Source organism: Ruegeria sp. D3 (genome assembly GCF_056534465.1).
Map to the genome: position 1 here is coordinate 25853 of NZ_JBQFPK010000008.1, position 15770 is coordinate 41622.

Consider the following 15770-nt stretch of genomic DNA (forward strand, 5'->3'; position numbering starts at 1 on the left):
ACAGTCCCCTACCCCTTCACATAGAGCGGTACGCGCTGCGCGAATTCCGCTCCGCTATGGTCTTTGGCAACCAGACGAATGTTCCAGTTGCCCTTGCCCAGCGACGCGGGCGTTGCATAGGCGATGCCGTCAAAGGTGAAATCGGGAGCGAAATCCTCTTTGACATGAGTAGCCCGACCCACAACGGCCTGCAGCTCGGCCACCTGAACCGGCGCACCTGTCTTGTCGGTGATATGCAGGATCAACAAACCGCCGGAAACCTCTGCCCGAATTTCCCAACCCAGAGCCTGCTGTTCCTGCAGGCGTTCGTTGAACTCCTGACTGGCTACGTAGGAGTTTTTAACCTCAAGCCCCGGAAAGGTCTTCACAGCACTGTAGGCCAGCACCAGATTGACGGCGATGATCACGCTGAAGGCCCCAACAAACACGGCCAGCGCGTGTTTTCCGGTGAATTGACGTTCTGCCATCTTACTGCCCTCGTCCGTTGAAGGTCGTGTCTTTATAGGCGCGCTCACCGCTTTGCAGGTCTTCGACCCAAATGCGCACAGGCGTCACATCCTCTGCCGCTGGACCAGTCTCTTTACGCGCAACGATATAGACGCGCTCAAGCTGGGCAGTATCGGCTGTGACGTTCACTGTATCAAGATTCGTACCCTCAATCACGATCCGCATGGCCGGATCGCCGGTCAGCGACAATTTGAACAAGCGATCCTCGCCATGCTTATTGCGCAGCCGCACGTCGTAGGTGTTGCGGATCGTCCCGTCAGACAGGGTCACAAAGGTCGGGTTCCGCACAGGCGCGACGGTCAGGTCGATTTCCGAGCGGATGAACAACGCGAACAGCAGCGCAAAGCCCACCGCCGACCACATGGCCGTATACATGATGGTTCGCGGGCGCAGAATGTGCTTCCAGATGTTCTTGGGCGGCTGACCAGCGCGTTCGCGGGTCTCGTCGCTCAGCGCCATATAATCGATCAGACCGCGCGGTTTGCCGATCTTGGCCATCATGTCGTCACAGGCGTCAATGCAAAGCGCGCAGGTGATGCATTCCAACTGCTGGCCATCACGGATGTCGATCCCCACCGGGCAGACATTGACGCAGGCCATACAGTCGATGCAATCGCCAAGCTCGGAATCCGCCGTGCGCTTGCCTTTGCCGCGCGGCTCGCCCCGCCATTCGCGGTAGCCCACGACCAGAGTATCCTCGTCCATCATTGCGGCCTGAATGCGCGGCCACGGGCAGGCATAGATACAAATCTGTTCGCGCGCGAAGCCGCCAAACAAAAAGGTGGTGCCGGTCAGAATCAACACGGTCGTATAGGCCACGGGATGCGCATTCCCAGTCACCAGATCGCGCAGCAATGTGGGCGCATCGGCAAAGTAAAACACCCATGCCCCGCCGGTCGCGAGACCAATCAGGAGCCAAACCGCCCACTTCGTGACTCGCAGACGCGCCTTGCGCAAATCCATCTTTTCCTGCCGGTGCAGACGCAGACGCGCGTTGCGGTCGCCTTCGATCCAGCGTTCGACCAGAATGTAGAGGTCGGTCCACACCGTCTGTGGACAGGCATAACCGCACCACACGCGCCCTAAAGCCGAGGTGAAAAGGAAAAGGCCCAAACCGGCCATGATCAACAGACCGGCCACGAAATAGAACTCGTGCGGCCAGATCTCAATCCAGAAGAAATAGAACCGGCGGTTTGCCAGATCCAGCAGCACCGCCTGATCCGGCAGGCTGGGGCCACGGTCCCATCTGATCCACGGAGTGACGTAGTAGATCCCCAGAGTAACCGCGAGGATGATCCATTTCAGATTTCTGAACGGGCCGGATACACGACGGGGGAAAATAGGCTCCCTTGCAGCATATAGGCTGGGGGCGGGGTCGGAATCGCTCACGAGCTGGCTCCAGATTTGGCTTTATTTTTTGTGTCTTGTCCCAGATCACACAGATAAGCTCTTTGACATGGGTCAAAAGCGCATCGTGCAGACACCTTTTGTCACATGCGACCGGATTGCCGCCGCAGCCAGGACACGAAGGTTCTGACGGCCGGACGCATAGAGTTTTCAGTGGTTACAATATGATATCCGCTGTTGCCCGGCTGGCAGAACAGTTCGACCAGCCGTCCGTCGGCGATATCGGATTCGACAAAATGCCGCGCCGTCACCGTGACGCCCTGACCCGCGCGGAGCCCGTCAAGCAGCAGGTTTCCGGGCAATGCAATTCGCCCGGCACGGGGGCCGTGCTCTACTCCTTGTCCAGCAAGCCATGTCGTTGCTTCAGTGGTCCCGAACTCTTCCAGCCAAGGCAGCTGACTTAACTCGGCAGCAGTCCAGTCCGTCTTGTACCCCAGCAATGAAGGCGCGGCCACTATGGTAATCGGGCTTGGCAGTAAAAGCTCGGATGTCACTCCGGGCCAACCTCCCGCTCCATAACGGAGAGCCACATCCACCCCACCGGGCCCGAGAATCACAAGCTTTGGGGTAGGGTCCAACGCCAAATCAATATCCGGATGTTCCGCCTGAAAAGCCGGCAGCCTTGGCATCAACCACGATGCAGCGAAAGACGGGGTTAGAGAAACATGAACCGGTCGATCAAGGCCCGATTGCACCAGATCGGTCACTGCCGCGCCAATGGCACGAAACCCAAGGTGTAAAGCTTGGGCCAGATGCTCACCCTCGGGTGTTAGAACCATCGACTTGCCCGACCGGTCCAGAAGGCTGGTACCTAAGTGCTTTTCCAACGCCCGCAGCTGCTGGCTGATTGCAGCGTGGCTGACATTCAACATCGAACCCGCCTGCACCACATTGCCCGTTTCCGCAAAGGCAGAAAAAGCCCTGAGCGCCGCAAGGGGCGGCATCTTCATCCAATCCATCTGTAAGCCTTACTTACACACTGACAAGGTAATTGAGTCGCATTTTCGGGCCCACAGGGCAATCCTCAAATAAGCTACAAACAGCAAAGGAGTGCAAAAATGCTTTCGATCCTAGCGCGCAGTTTCATGACCGCGACCCAAAGCGTGGACCGCAATCAGCAAGAAAAGCAACACCGTCAGAATTGGTTGCCGGACGCGCATTGGTGGAAACAAAAAAGCGATGCGCGCGAAAAGGTGAGTCTAGACCACACCTTTTTTCGTCGGTAGTCTAAAAAGTCAGCACCGGCTGTTCTGGAAACGCGCGAACAGATGGAACAGCCGGTGCTTCAACCTTCGGACGGCGAACCGTCCGGAGGTATTCTTTTCGCCTTACTGACCACCACCCAGCTGGTGGACATAAGCGGTCACGGCGCGGATCTGCGCCTGAGTCAGGCGGTTTTCCCACGGAGGCATAACGCCGAAGCGGCTGTAGGTGACCGTCTCGGTCAAAGCCTCTTCACTGCCACCGTACAACCAAATCGCGTCGGTCAGGTTCGGCGCGCCCTGGAAGACATCGCCTTTGCCGTCTTCGCCGTGGCAGGCTGCGCAATTGTCTTCGAAGACAACCTTACCGGCTTCAGCCGCTGCGTCATCCGACTGGGCGTTCGTCAGGGACATCACATATTGAACGACCTGAGTGATCTCATCCTTTTCCAGAAGCTCGCCAAAGGCCGGCATCTCGGAATAGCGCGCATCGTCGCTTTCTTCATTCCGGATACCATAGGCAACGGTATATTCGATATCCTCAAGCGAACCGCCCCAAAGCCAGGCGTCATCCAGAAGGTTCGGGAAGCCGGTGGCCCCCTGCGCGCCCGAGCCGTGGCACTGCGCACACCAGGTGCGGAATACGGCACCACCCGAATTCACAGCGTATTGCTGCAATTCGGCGTCCGCCGAGATTTCCTCAAGCGGCGTTTCCACCAGCCGCGCATTCCAAGGCGCGTTGGCTTCTTCGAAGGACACGATATCCTGCTGCACTTCCCCGCGCGAGGACCAGCCAACAACACCAGCGGTTGCCGATTGAACCAGCGGCCATGCCGGATACACGATGGTGTAGATCACGCCCCAGAAGATACAGGCGTAAAAAGTCCACAGCCACCAGCGAGGCATCGGATTGTCGAATTCTTCGATACCGTCCCAGCTGTGACCCGTGGTATTCGGATCTCCCGGCTGTTTATCAGGTGTCTTGCTCATGGCCGCGCCTCCTTGGATTCGGCGGGTTTGTCTTGATGCCGGAAGGGGATGTTGGCGGTGTCGTTGTATTCCTTGCTGGAACCAGGGCGGAAAACCCACACCACGATGCCAATGAAGAAAGTGAACAACAGCAGCAGCATCCAGCTATCCGCGAACTGTCTGAGGAGTGTGTATTCTTCCATAACGCCCTCCTTAGCGGCTTGCGTCCGGGGTGAAGGTCGAGAAATCGACCAGCGTGCCCAGCATCTGAAGATAAGCCACCAACGCATCCGCTTCGGTCAGTTCTGGCTGACCGTCGAAGTTGCGCACGCTGACCTTGTCGCCATAGCGCTCAAGCAGCCCGTCATAGTCGCTGTCGGGATCGGCCTGCGCGCGGAAGTCAGCCTCGGCATTGGCCAGCATGTCTTCGGTGTAAGGCGTGCCGACAACGGCGTTCGCCTGCATGATGTCACCGATATACTTGCCGTCCAGCTTGCGGTTTTCGAGGAAGCCGTATTTCGGCATCACCGATTCTGGAACAACCGACTGCGGATCACGCAGGTGGTCCACATGCCACTGGTCCGAATAGCGGCCTCCCACACGGGCCAGATCAGGACCGGTCCGCTTGGAGCCCCACTGGAACGGGTGATCATACATCGATTCAGCCGCCAATGAGTAGTGGCCATAGCGTTCGACCTCGTCCCGCATGGGGCGGATCATCTGGCTGTGGCAGACATAGCAGCCTTCGCGAATGTAGATTTCACGCCCTGCCATTTCGAGAGGGGTGTAAGGGCGCATGCCCTCCACCTTCTCGATGGTGTTCTCAAGATAGAACAGCGGGGTGATCTGCACGATGCCACCGATGGTCACGACCAAAAAGCTGAATACCAGCAAGAGGGTCGCGTTGGTCTCGAGGATCTTATGTTTGTCGAGAATTGCCATTGCTCCGGCCCTCCTTATTCAGCCGGGACCGCCACGGACAGGCTGGCCTCTTTGGCCGGCGCTTTCCGCACAGTCATCCACAGGTTGTAGCACATGATCACGGCACCAGCGACGAACATCACGCCACCCAGAGCACGCACCACATACATCGGGAACTTAGCAGCCACGGTGTCAGCGAACGAGTTCACCAGGAAGCCGTTGGCATCCACTTCGCGCCACATCAGGCCTTCCATGATACCAGTGACCCACATCGACGCGGCGTACAGAACGATGCCGATCGTGGCGAGCCAGAAGTGCCAGCTGACCATCTGCAGTGAATACAGACGCTCGCGCTTCCACAGGACGGGAACCAGGAAGTACAGCGCACCAAAGGTGATCATGCCGTTCCAGCCCAGCGCGCCCGAGTGCACGTGACCAATGGTCCAGTCGGTGTAGTGAGACAGCGAGTTCACAGCGCGGATCGACATCATCGGACCCTCAAACGTGGACATACCGTAGAAGCCGACCGAGATTACCATCATACGGATCACTGGATCGGTGCGCAGCTTGTCCCATGCGCCCGAGAGCGTCATCAGACCGTTGATCATACCACCCCAGGACGGCATCCACAGCACGACCGAGAACACCATGCCCAGCGTCGAAGCCCAATCCGGCAGCGCGGTATAGTGCAGGTGGTGCGGACCGGCCCAGATATACAGGAAGATCAGTGCCCAGAAGTGGATGATCGACAGCTTGTAACTGAAAACCGGACGCTCGGCCTGTTTCGGGATGAAGTAATACATCATGCCCAGGAAACCTGCAGTCAGGAAGAAGCCCACAGCGTTGTGGCCGTACCACCACTGGATCATGGCGTCTTGCACGCCTGACCAGACGATGACCGATTTCGAACCCCAGATGCTGACCGGGATGGTGATGTTGTTCACCACGTGCAGCATTGCCACGGTCACGATAAAGGCCAGGTAGAACCAGTTGGCCACGTAGATATGCGGCTCTTTCCGCTTGATCACGGTGCCCAGATACACGGCCAGATAGGCGACCCAGACGATGGTCAGCCACAGGTCAACATACCATTCGGGTTCGGCATATTCTTTGGATTGCGTGCCACCCAGAACATAGCCGGTTGCAGCCAGAACGATGAACAGCTGATAGCCCCAGAACACGAACCACGCCAGATTGCCACCCCACAAGCGCGCGGCGCTGGTGCGTTGCACCACGTAGAATGAGGTCGCAATCAGTGCGTTACCACCAAATGCAAAAATCACTGCCGAGGTGTGCAGCGGACGCAAACGGCCAAAGTTCAGATAACCCTGCGCCCATTCAAAGTTCAGCGCCGGAAAGGCCAACTGGAACGCGATAAAGGTTCCTGCGACGAAACCGATCACCCCCCAAAAGGCGGTTGCGATCACGCCATAGCGGATCACCCCATCCATGTACTCACCGGAATGATCCACGAAAGTCTCTGGCTCATCCGTGTTTCTCAGCGTCCAGATGAACAAACCGCCGGCGATAAACATCACCAGAATTGCATGCACCTGATACGCCAAATCGCGTGCATAATTGGTTGCGATCGCGGCGAATACCGCAATCACACCAAGCACGATCAGCTTGATATAATTTGACATATTGCGTCCCTTTGCCATGCCCCGCGCGATTCTTTGGTGTCGCGAGACCCATTTGACTGGCTGCTGTTTTCTACGACAGCTGCTCAAACTGCTTTGATCTGTGTCAAGACAGAGCTCCGCATACTATGACAATGCTGAGGAAACGAATGGGCTGGAACATCGCAGGGAACCGGCCCGTAAGCACGAGGTCAACATGGCTTACAAATCTCTCCTCACTGTTATGACAGAAACCACGCAATCTGACTCGGCACTTGCACAGGTCGTGGCGCTGGCTGGGGCTCAGGACGCGCATGCTGAAGCACTGTGTCTTGGCGTCGACCGCAGCCAGACAGGGTATTACTATGCGGGCGCTAACGCTTTGATTCTTCAAGAAACCCTAAACCGGGCCAATGCTGAAGCCGAAGAGATTCTGGCATTCGCAAAAGACTTCTTTACCAAGTCAGGAGTGCGATGGTCTGCCGAATCCGGTGTTGCGCAAATCGCCGATTTGGGGCGACATGTTGCGCATCGCGCCCGGTTTTCCGACCTTGTCGTTTTGCCGCAGCCCTACGGTGAAAACCGCGGCGTCGAAGCGGAACCCATTGTCGAAGCCGCGATGTTCGAAGGGCACACCCCTGTGTTAATTGTTCCGGACTCGGCTAAAATCTTCAGCAAGCCCGGCACCATTTTGATCGGCTGGAATGAAAGTGTCGAGGCCATGCGCGCCATTCGCCGGGCTTTGCCTTTCCTTATTGCGGCAACCCAAGTGCGTATCGTTGTAATTGACCCGCCTCGGCATGGCCCGGATCGTTCGGACCCCGGCGGGATGCTGTCACAGATGCTATCGCGCCATGGGGTCAAGTGTGAAATCGATGTTCTCAGCAAAACCATGCCACGGGTATCAGATATCCTGAACCGTCACGCTGTGGATACTCAGGCTGACATGATCGTCATGGGGGCTTACGGCCACTCGCGCTTCCGCGAAGCCATTCTTGGCGGCGCAACTCGCAACATGTTGGAACAATCCTCGGTTCCGGTCTTTCTGGCGCACTGAAAGGCGTCAGACCAGAAAGCCACCATCCGAGTCGTCACCCGCCTCTTCCATAAGGCGGCCCATATCGGGGATCGTCACGTGGCGCTTGCCTTCCAACAGGATGACCTCATCTTTTTTGAGCGCCGAGATCTGACGGCTGACCGTTTCCAGCGTCAGGCCAAGGTAATCGGCCATCGCCTCGCGGGTCAGCGGCAGGTCGAAGACGATGGGCCCCCCTTTTTGGTTGATTGAGGCATCGCGGCGCGCGATGATCGACAGCAGGCTCGCGATCTTCTCGCGCGCGGTCTTGCGCCCCAGCACCAGCATCCATTCGCGGGCCGCGTCCAGTTCGTCAAGCGTCATCTGCAGCAACCGATGCGCGATGTGCGGCGTGGTGTTCATCAGTTCTTCGAAAGGCTTTTTCCGGAAGCAACACATGACAACATCTGTGGTCGCCTGCACATCGTAAGGCGCCGATTCGCGCCCCGGGCGCCCGACGAAATCGCTTGGCAGCAACAGTCCGACCATCTGAGTGCGCCCGTCTTCCATCGTCTGCGTCAAAGACGCAATCCCCGACACGACCGAGCCAACAAAATTCATCTGATCGCCGGACCATATAACAGTCTGACCGGCCTCGAAACTGCGGTAATACTTAATGCTTTCAAGCTCTTCCAGCTCATCGGCATCACAATGGGCACACACGGCCCGATGTCGGATCGGGCAGTCTGCACAGTTCGTATGGTCGATCTTGAATGTGGGTGTCATGCGCGCTTCCACTTGATCTCTATCAAAGCATCTGTTCGTGGCGTCCTCTAACCGTACCGTTATGATAGTAAAACCACAACTGGCACGGCTTGGACTATTTGACGCGAAAGTCCCGCGTTACACAAGCTATCCCACCGCCCCCCACTTCAGCAATGACGTAGGGTCAGAGCTTTTTGGAGACTGGATTTCCGGCATCACACCCGGAAGCGAGATCTCGTTGTATATCCACGTTCCGTTCTGCCGCAGGCTATGCTGGTTCTGCGCATGCCGGACGCAAGGCACCCAAACGGACAATCCGGTCATCGCCTATGTGGATGTCCTCAAAGCCGAGCTGGACCTGCTGGCTGCGCGCTTGCCCCAGGGCGTGACCCTGTCTCGCCTGCATTGGGGCGGCGGTACACCGACCTTGCTGAACGCGGATCTGATGCGCGAACTGGCGGCGCGAATTCTGGACGTGGTGCCTTTGGGGCCGAATGCCGAATTCTCGGTCGAGATCGACCCCAACGAGATTGACGAGGCACGTTTGGATGCCTTGGCCGAGGCCGGGATGAACCGCGCCTCAATCGGGGTGCAGGATTTCGACGACGAGATACAGAGGACCATCGGCCGCATCCAAAGCTATGACACCACGCGCAAGGCCGTGGACATGATACGCGAACGCGGCATCACCAGCTTGAACGCCGATATCCTCTATGGTCTGCCGCATCAGACCAAGACCCGGATGACGGAAAGCGTGCAAAAACTGCTGTCGCTCAACCCCGATCGCGTGGCGCTGTACGGCTATGCGCATGTGCCGTGGATGGCAAAACGGCAGCAGATGATCCCCTCGGACGCGCTGCCTACTCCGGAACAGCGTCTGGATCTGTTCGATACCGCCCGCCGTCTGTTCATGTGGGACAATTACGCCGAGATCGGTATCGACCACTTCGCCACGCAGGAAGACGGCCTGACCCGCGCGTTGAACGCCGGTAAGCTCAAGCGCAATTTCCAGGGCTATACCGACGATCAGGCCGAGGTTCTGATTGGTATCGGGGCCAGCTCGATCTCGCGCTTTCCGCAGGGCTATGCGCAGAACGCGCCCGCCACGTCGGCTCATACCAAGGCCATCCGAGAGGGGCGATTCTCAACCTCGCGCGGACACCTGTTCAAAGGTCAGGACGTACTGCGCTCGCGCTTGATCGAGGCGTTGATGTGCGATTTTCAGATCAACACGGCCGAGATTCTGCGTGACCATGACATCACTGTCGCCGAATTGCAGGGCATGTACGCGGATGCCAATGTCGCCTTTGACGGGCTGCTGCGCATCACCGAGGATGGCCTTTACATCCCGCAAGAGGCCCGCGCCCTAACCCGCATGATCGCCCGCAGCTTTGACGCCTATGACCTGAGCAAGGCAGGCCACAGCTCGGCGATCTGACCTCTTTCCGGCGGGCCGGGTTCACGGCCTGCCGACCCCCAACCCGCACAGGGGCTTGACGCAGGCCTCTGGTTTTCTCCACACTCAGGGGGTGCAATCGCACCCCGAGGCAGGCGAATTCGCAGACAGCTTTTACCGACGCAACCGCGCCGGACAGCCCTTTTCGTGCAGGTATATCTGCAACCTGAAAGAGGGACAGCACCCATGCGCGTTTTCACCGTCCTCGGCCCCAGCCAATCGGGCAAAACCACTCTGGTCGAGGCCATCAGCCGCCTCGACGGGCGGCCCACCACATTCGACGTGTCCGGGACCGTGCATTTGCACGGTTTTTCTTACCTGGATGAACCCTGGTGCGCCATCGACGTCGACGGGGGCGGCGATAACCTGGCCTATGTTGGGCCAGCCATGGCGATCTCGGACGCAGCAGTCGTGGTCGTTCCACCTGATCCCAACGCGGCCGTCCTGTGTGCGCCCTATTTGCGTTTGGTGGAAGAGGCCGGTATCCCCTGTTTCCTGTTCATCAACCGCATGGACAGCCCCAGTGGCCGCATCCGCGACATCATCTCGGCGCTGCAGACCTATTGCACCCATCACATCGCCTTGCGACAGGTGCCAATCCGCGAAGGTGACACGATTGTTGGTGCGGTCGATCTGATTTCTGAACGGGCGTGGAAATACCAAGAGGGCCAGCCCTCGGCCCTGATCGAACTGCCGCAATCGGTTGAGGATCGCGAGCAAGAGGCCCGCACTGAACTGCTGGAAACGCTGTCGGATTTCGACGATCACCTGCTGGAACAATTGATCGAAGACAAACAGCCCCCCAGCGGTGAGATTTACGATCTGGCCGCGCAGGTCCTGCAGAACCACCAACTGATCCCGGCCTGTCTGGGCGCGGCCAGCCATGGCAACGGACTGACCCGCCTGATGAAAGCCCTACGGCATGAGGCCCCCGAGTTCGACATCGCTGCCGACCGGGACGAGGCTGCCGAGAACGCCCGCGCCATCGCAGGATTTGCGGATGTGAAAAAGCATATCGGCAAGATCGTCGTCCTGCGGGGCCTAGGTGACGGCGTCAAAGCGCATGAGGCATTGGGCGGTGAAACCGTCGGCAATCTGACCACGCTGGACGCCAAGACCCAGATCGCGGACCTGCCCGCCGGGCAGATCGGACTGGCGGTGAAATCCGATCACCTGAACCCCGGCAATATCTATGACAGCAAAGGCGCGACACCGCTGCCCGAATGGGCCTCGTCGCACCCGGCGGGGCACCGTCAGGTCGTCTCACCCGCGCATGAGCGCGACGACGTGCGCCTGTCCAACGCCCTCTCGCGTCTGGTCGAGATCGACCCCGGCCTGCATCTGGGACAAGACGACCTGAGCGGCCACGCCGTTCTAGGTTCGCAAGGTCCGCAGCATATGCGCCGCGTGACGGCGAAGCTGGCCGAGGATTTCGGGATCGAGATCGCCACCGACACCGTCGAAACAGCCTATCGCGAGACGATCCGCGCACCCGTCGAACATCGCCACCGTCACCGCAAGCAATCGGGCGGCGCAGGGCAGTTTGCCGACGTGGTGATCTCAGTCGCGCCAATGCCACGCGGGGCGGGGTTCCAGTTCGAAGAGGTGGTCAAAGGCGGCGCGGTCCCGCGCAACTATATCCCCTCGGTCGAACATGGGGCCAAAGACGCGCTGGAACAGGGGCCCGAAGGCTTTCCCGTGGTTGATGTAAAAGTCACGCTGAGCGATGGCAAGCACCACAACGTCGACAGTTCCGATTATGCCTTCCGCACGGCAGGCAAGAACGCAGTCCGCGAGGCGCTGCCCCAAGCCAAGCCCGTGGTGCTGCAACCGATCCTGAGTGCGGAGATTCACTTGCCCTCGGATTTCGTGGGAGATCTGGTGCCCACAATCAGTTCACTACAGGGGCAAGTTCTTGGGTTTGAGGGCAATCCAAACGCCTCGGGTTGGGAAATATTCAATGCCCAGCTTCCCGCCGTAGCGCAGGATGATCTGCACCGCACCCTGGCCAGCGCCACGCGCGGCACCGGCTGGGTCAAGCTGAGCTTTGATCACTATGAGGAACTGCGCGGCCCGGTGCCAAAACCGGCCGCCAAGGAGAAAGCCAGCGCGTAAACAAGGAGCGGGCTGGGATCAGCCCGCCGCCGCAATCAGCTCGCGGGTATAGTCCGTCTGCGCGTTCTCGAACAAATCCTTAGCCGTGCCCATCTCGACCACATCGCCGTTGCGCATGACGATCACGTTGTGGGACATGGCGCGTACGACCTTCAGGTCGTGGCTGATGAACAGATAGGCCAGCCCGTATTTCCGCTGCAGATCGCGCAACAGATCAACGATCTGAACTTGAACCGTCATGTCCAGCGCGCTGGTCGGTTCGTCTAGAACCAACAGCTTGGGCCGCAGCACCATGGCGCGCGCGATGGCGATCCGTTGACGCTGCCCGCCTGAGAATTCGTGGGGATATCGGTCCATTGCGGCGGGGTCGAGGCCCACTTCGGTCATCACCTCGGCCACCAGATCACGCGGCGCGCGGTGCGGGTCGACCTTATGAATGGCCAGCCCCTCGGCAATGATCTGCATACAGGTCATCCGAGGGCTGAGGCTGCCAAACGGGTCTTGAAACACGATCTGCATATCCTTGCGCAGCCGTCGCAATTCCCGCGTGGACCAGCGGCGCACATCTTGATCGCGGAAAGTAATCCCGCCCTCGGACGCGATCAGCCGCATGATCGCCAGCGCCAGCGTCGTCTTACCCGAGCCGCTTTCGCCGACGATCCCCAGCGTCTCACCCGCGCGTACCCTGAGCGTGGCGTCATTAACCGCCTTCACATGCCCAACGGTGCGTTTCAGAAATCCGCGCTGGATCGGGAACCAGACCTTCAGGTGATCTGTCCGTGCAACCTCTTCGGCATCCGACGCCACCGGATCAGGCTGGCCCGAGGGCTCGGCGCCCAGCAGTTTGCGCGTATAGGGGTGTTGGGGGTTGTCAAAAATCTCGGTCGTGACGCCGGTCTCGACAATCTCACCGTCTTTCATCACGCAGACCCGGTCGGCTATGCGGCGCACGATGCCAAGGTCATGGGTGATGAACAGCATCCCCATGTCTTCGGATTTCTGCAGCTCGGCCAGCAGTTCAAGGATTTGCGCCTGAATGGTCACGTCCAGAGCCGTTGTGGGTTCATCCGCGATCAGAATATCGGGCTTGTTGGCCAGCGCCATGGCGATCATCACACGTTGCCGCTGTCCGCCTGACAACTGATGCGGATAGCTGTCCAGCCGGTCACGCGGATCACGGATGCCCACCTTGGTCAGCAGTTCCACAACCCGGTCTCGTGCAGCATCCCCAGTAACGCCCTGATGCAGCGCCAGCGATTCCGCCATCTGTTTCTGAATCGTATGCAACGGGTTCAGCGAGGTCATCGGCTCTTGGAAGATAAAGCTGATGTCGTTTCCACGAACATCCATCAACTTGCCCTCTGACGCTCCGATCATTTCATCGCCGTCATACTTGACCGAACCTTCAACGATCGCACTGTCGCCCAGCAACGACACCGTGGACAGCGCTGTCACCGATTTGCCCGACCCGGATTCGCCCACCAAAGCCACGGTTTCCCCACGATCAACGGTAAAGGACACGCCCTTGACCGCCGCCGAAACCTGACCGTCCTGCTTGAACGAGACCTTCAGGTTGTTCACATCCAAAAGGCTCATGAGAAGGTCTTTCTGGGATCAAACGCATCGCGGACGCCTTCGAAGATGAAGACCAAAAGCGAAAGCATGATGGCAAAGGTGAAAAACGCGGTAAAGGCCAACCACGGGGCCTGCAGGTTCTGTTTCGCCTGCAAGGTCAGCTCGCCCAGTGATGGGGCCGAGGACGGCAGGCCGAAGCCAAGGAAATCCAGCGAGGCCAGACCGCCAATTGTACCCGTCACGATGAACGGCATGAAGGTCAGCGTCGCCACCATGGCATTGGGCAGCATATGACGGAACATGATCGTCATGTTGCCCACGCCCAGCGCCCGTGCGGCGCGCACGTATTCCAAGTTTCGCGCCCGCAGGAATTCAGCCCGGACGACACCGACCAAGCCCGTCCAACTGAACAGGATCATCAGGATCACCAGCAGCCAGAAACTTCGCCCCAACACCGCAAACATGATGATGATGACATAGAGCGAGGGCGTCGCTGACCAGATCTCAATCACACGCTGAAATATCAGGTCCAGCCAACCGCCAAAGAAGCCCTGAATGGCCCCCGCAAAGATACCGACAATGCTGGCAGCGCCAGTTACCATTAGCGTGAACAGAATGGACAAACGGAAACCATAAATCACCCGCGCCAGCACATCGCGCTTGGTATCATCGGTGCCCAGCAGGTTCTGCCCATTGGGCGGCAGCGGCGCGGCACCTGCACGATCCACGCTGGTGTTGAAGGAATAGGGGATCAGCGGCCAGATTGCCCAGCCGCGTTCGAACCCGTCAGCTTCATAGGTGCCGGCCTCGATCTGTTCGATGATGCCTTCGGGGTCGTCGAAACAGTCTTCAATCCCGCCGCTGTCGATCAGGCACATGACCTCGGGGTCGCGATAGATCGCCTCGGTCTGGAAATCTCCTCCGAACTCCGTTTCGGCGTAGAAATTGAAGATCGGCGTGTAGAATTCGCCCCGGTACTTCAAAAGGATCGGCTTGTCATTGGCGATGAACTCGGCAAACAGCGACAGGCCGAACAGGATCGAAAAGATGATCAGTGACCAGAAGGCCCTGCCATTGCGGCGGAAGTTGCGCCAGCGGCGCTGATTGAGCGGAGAAAGAGCCATTTACCCCTCGCGCTTTTCAAAGTCGATGCGCGGGTCGACCAGCACATACATCAGGTCACTGATGATGCCCACAACCAGCCCCATCAGGCCAAAGATAAACAAGGTGCCAAAGATCACCGGATAATCGCGTGCCACGGCGGCCTCAAAACCAAGTCTGCCCAGACCATCCAGCGAGAAGATCGTCTCGATAATGATCGAGCCACCAAAGAACACACCGATGAACACGGCTGGAAAACCGGCGATCACGATTAGCATCGCGTTGCGGAAAACATGGCCATACAGCACCTTCCGCTCGCTCAGTCCCTTGGCGCGGGCGGTCATGACGTATTGCTTTTTGATCTCGTCCAGAAACGAGTTCTTGGTCAGCAGCGTCAGCGTCGCAAAAGCCGAAATCGTAAGGGCTATGATCGGCAAAGCGATGTGCCAGAAATAGTCCGTAATCTTTCCGAACAGGCTAAGGCTGTCCCAATTGTCCGAGGTCAGCCCCCGCAGCGGGAATATCTGCCAGTAGGACCCACCTGCAAAAAGTACCAACAACAGGATCGCGAACAGGAAACCGGGTATGGCATAGGCAACAATAATCGCCCCGCTGGTCACGGTATCAAACCGCGATCCGTCCTTGACGGCCTTGCGAATGCCCAGCGGGATCGAGACCAGATAGGCAATCAGGGTCGACCAAAGACCCAGCGAGATCGACACAGGCATCTTTTCCAACACCAGATCGATCACACTGATCGACCGGAAATAGCTCTCGCCAAAATCTAATGTCAGGTAGTTGCCCATCATAGTCAGAAACCGCTCGACCGGCGGTTTGTCGAACCCAAACTCTTTCTCAAGCTCGGCGATGAATTCAGGCGGAAGGCCGCGGGCGCCGACGTATTTGTCGTCAAAGGCCCCTCCGGCGGGTTCAGAGGCCGCTCCGGCGTCACCACTGCCTGCAAAACCGGCAAAGACGTCACCCTGCCCTTCGATTTGAGCAATGATCTGTTCGATCGGTCCACCGGGCACGAACTGAACCAGCGTGAAATTGACAATCATGATGCCCAGAAGGGTCGGAATAACCAGCAGCAGGCGTCTTAGAATATAGGCGCCCAT

At 58.5% G+C, this 15770-nt stretch carries 14 protein-coding genes; 3 read left to right on the top strand and 11 right to left on the bottom strand.

Annotated elements, in window-relative coordinates; genetic code table 11:
- Positions 1-8: 8 nt before the first annotated feature.
- The 7 genes from ACR0DX_RS12730 to ccoN form a co-directional block, all read right to left on the bottom strand.
- Complete coding sequence (locus ACR0DX_RS12730) at positions 9-467, bottom strand: FixH family protein (RefSeq protein WP_170355311.1); 459 nt, start codon at positions 465-467, stop codon at positions 9-11.
- Position 468: 1 nt separating this feature from the next.
- Entirely contained in the window at positions 469-1896 is a 1428-nt protein-coding gene (gene ccoG, locus ACR0DX_RS12735) for a cytochrome c oxidase accessory protein CcoG (protein WP_170355312.1), read from the bottom strand.
- Between the two features lie 101 nt (positions 1897-1997).
- A complete protein-coding gene (locus ACR0DX_RS12740) occupies positions 1998-2873 on the bottom strand; it encodes a LysR family transcriptional regulator (protein ID WP_170355313.1) in 876 nt (291 codons plus the stop codon).
- A 369-nt stretch (positions 2874-3242) separates the two neighbouring features.
- Positions 3243-4106 (bottom strand): cytochrome-c oxidase, cbb3-type subunit III, encoded by an 864-nt coding sequence (ccoP, locus tag ACR0DX_RS12745; RefSeq protein ID WP_170355314.1) that lies wholly within the window; start codon positions 4104-4106, stop codon positions 3243-3245.
- Complete coding sequence (locus ACR0DX_RS12750) at positions 4103-4288, bottom strand: cbb3-type cytochrome c oxidase subunit 3 (protein ID WP_170355315.1); 186 nt, start codon at positions 4286-4288, stop codon at positions 4103-4105. The genes ccoP and ACR0DX_RS12750 overlap by 4 nt, the downstream gene beginning before the upstream one ends.
- A gap of 10 nt (positions 4289-4298) precedes the next feature.
- Entirely contained in the window at positions 4299-5027 is a 729-nt protein-coding gene (gene ccoO, locus ACR0DX_RS12755) for a cytochrome-c oxidase, cbb3-type subunit II (RefSeq protein WP_170355316.1), read from the bottom strand.
- Positions 5028-5041: 14 nt separating this feature from the next.
- Positions 5042-6649, bottom strand: coding sequence for a cytochrome-c oxidase, cbb3-type subunit I (ccoN, locus tag ACR0DX_RS12760; RefSeq protein ID WP_170355317.1), 1608 nt, complete (start codon positions 6647-6649; stop codon positions 5042-5044).
- Positions 6650-6842: 193 nt separating this feature from the next.
- On the opposite strand from ccoN, the gene ACR0DX_RS12765 reads away from it, so the two are divergent.
- The gene (locus tag ACR0DX_RS12765) at positions 6843-7682 is read left to right on the top strand and encodes a universal stress protein (RefSeq protein ID WP_170724530.1); all 840 of its coding nucleotides are present in this window, start codon (positions 6843-6845) and stop codon (positions 7680-7682) included.
- A gap of 6 nt (positions 7683-7688) precedes the next feature.
- Here ACR0DX_RS12765 and fnrL read toward each other — a convergent pair whose 3' ends face one another.
- Positions 7689-8426, bottom strand: coding sequence for a transcriptional regulator FnrL (gene fnrL, locus ACR0DX_RS12770; protein WP_170355319.1), 738 nt, complete (start codon positions 8424-8426; stop codon positions 7689-7691).
- A 61-nt stretch (positions 8427-8487) separates the two neighbouring features.
- On the opposite strand from fnrL, the gene hemN reads away from it, so the two are divergent.
- Both hemN and ACR0DX_RS12780 read left to right on the top strand, forming a co-directional pair.
- Entirely contained in the window at positions 8488-9843 is a 1356-nt protein-coding gene (gene hemN / locus ACR0DX_RS12775) for an oxygen-independent coproporphyrinogen III oxidase (protein ID WP_170355320.1), read from the top strand.
- Between the two features lie 204 nt (positions 9844-10047).
- Positions 10048-11976 (top strand): elongation factor G, encoded by a 1929-nt coding sequence (locus ACR0DX_RS12780; protein ID WP_170355321.1) that lies wholly within the window; start codon positions 10048-10050, stop codon positions 11974-11976.
- A gap of 18 nt (positions 11977-11994) precedes the next feature.
- Here the strand turns inward: ACR0DX_RS12780 and ACR0DX_RS12785 are convergent, their stop codons facing one another.
- The 3 genes from ACR0DX_RS12785 to ACR0DX_RS12795 are packed head-to-tail and all read right to left on the bottom strand — an operon-like array spanning position 11995 to position 15770.
- A complete protein-coding gene (locus ACR0DX_RS12785) occupies positions 11995-13572 on the bottom strand; it encodes an ABC transporter ATP-binding protein (RefSeq protein ID WP_480846346.1) in 1578 nt (525 codons plus the stop codon).
- A complete protein-coding gene (locus ACR0DX_RS12790) occupies positions 13569-14675 on the bottom strand; it encodes an ABC transporter permease (protein ID WP_170355323.1) in 1107 nt (368 codons plus the stop codon). Before ACR0DX_RS12790 ends, ACR0DX_RS12785 begins: the two co-directional genes overlap by 4 nt.
- A complete protein-coding gene (locus ACR0DX_RS12795; protein WP_170355324.1) occupies positions 14676-15770 on the bottom strand; it encodes a microcin C ABC transporter permease YejB in 1095 nt (364 codons plus the stop codon).

Coding starts and splice junctions, on each gene's coding strand:
- ACR0DX_RS12730 (WP_170355311.1), bottom strand. CDS start 467: ATGGCAGAACGTCAATTCACCGGAAAACACGCGCTGGCCGTGTTTGTT.
- ACR0DX_RS12740 (WP_170355313.1), bottom strand. CDS start 2,873: ATGGATTGGATGAAGATGCCGCCCCTTGCGGCGCTCAGGGCTTTTTCT.
- ccoP (WP_170355314.1), bottom strand. CDS start 4,106: ATGAGCAAGACACCTGATAAACAGCCGGGAGATCCGAATACCACGGGT.
- ACR0DX_RS12750 (WP_170355315.1), bottom strand. CDS start 4,288: ATGGAAGAATACACACTCCTCAGACAGTTCGCGGATAGCTGGATGCTG.
- ccoO (WP_170355316.1), bottom strand. CDS start 5,027: ATGGCAATTCTCGACAAACATAAGATCCTCGAGACCAACGCGACCCTC.
- ccoN (WP_170355317.1), bottom strand. CDS start 6,649: ATGTCAAATTATATCAAGCTGATCGTGCTTGGTGTGATTGCGGTATTC.
- ACR0DX_RS12765 (WP_170724530.1), top strand. CDS start 6,843: ATGGCTTACAAATCTCTCCTCACTGTTATGACAGAAACCACGCAATCT.
- fnrL (WP_170355319.1), bottom strand. CDS start 8,426: ATGACACCCACATTCAAGATCGACCATACGAACTGTGCAGACTGCCCG.
- hemN (WP_170355320.1), top strand. CDS start 8,488: ATGATAGTAAAACCACAACTGGCACGGCTTGGACTATTTGACGCGAAA.
- ACR0DX_RS12780 (WP_170355321.1), top strand. CDS start 10,048: ATGCGCGTTTTCACCGTCCTCGGCCCCAGCCAATCGGGCAAAACCACT.
- ACR0DX_RS12785 (WP_480846346.1), bottom strand. CDS start 13,572: ATGAGCCTTTTGGATGTGAACAACCTGAAGGTCTCGTTCAAGCAGGAC.
- ACR0DX_RS12790 (WP_170355323.1), bottom strand. CDS start 14,675: ATGGCTCTTTCTCCGCTCAATCAGCGCCGCTGGCGCAACTTCCGCCGC.
- ACR0DX_RS12795 (WP_170355324.1), bottom strand. CDS start 15,770: ATGGGCGCCTATATTCTAAGACGCCTGCTGCTGGTTATTCCGACCCTT.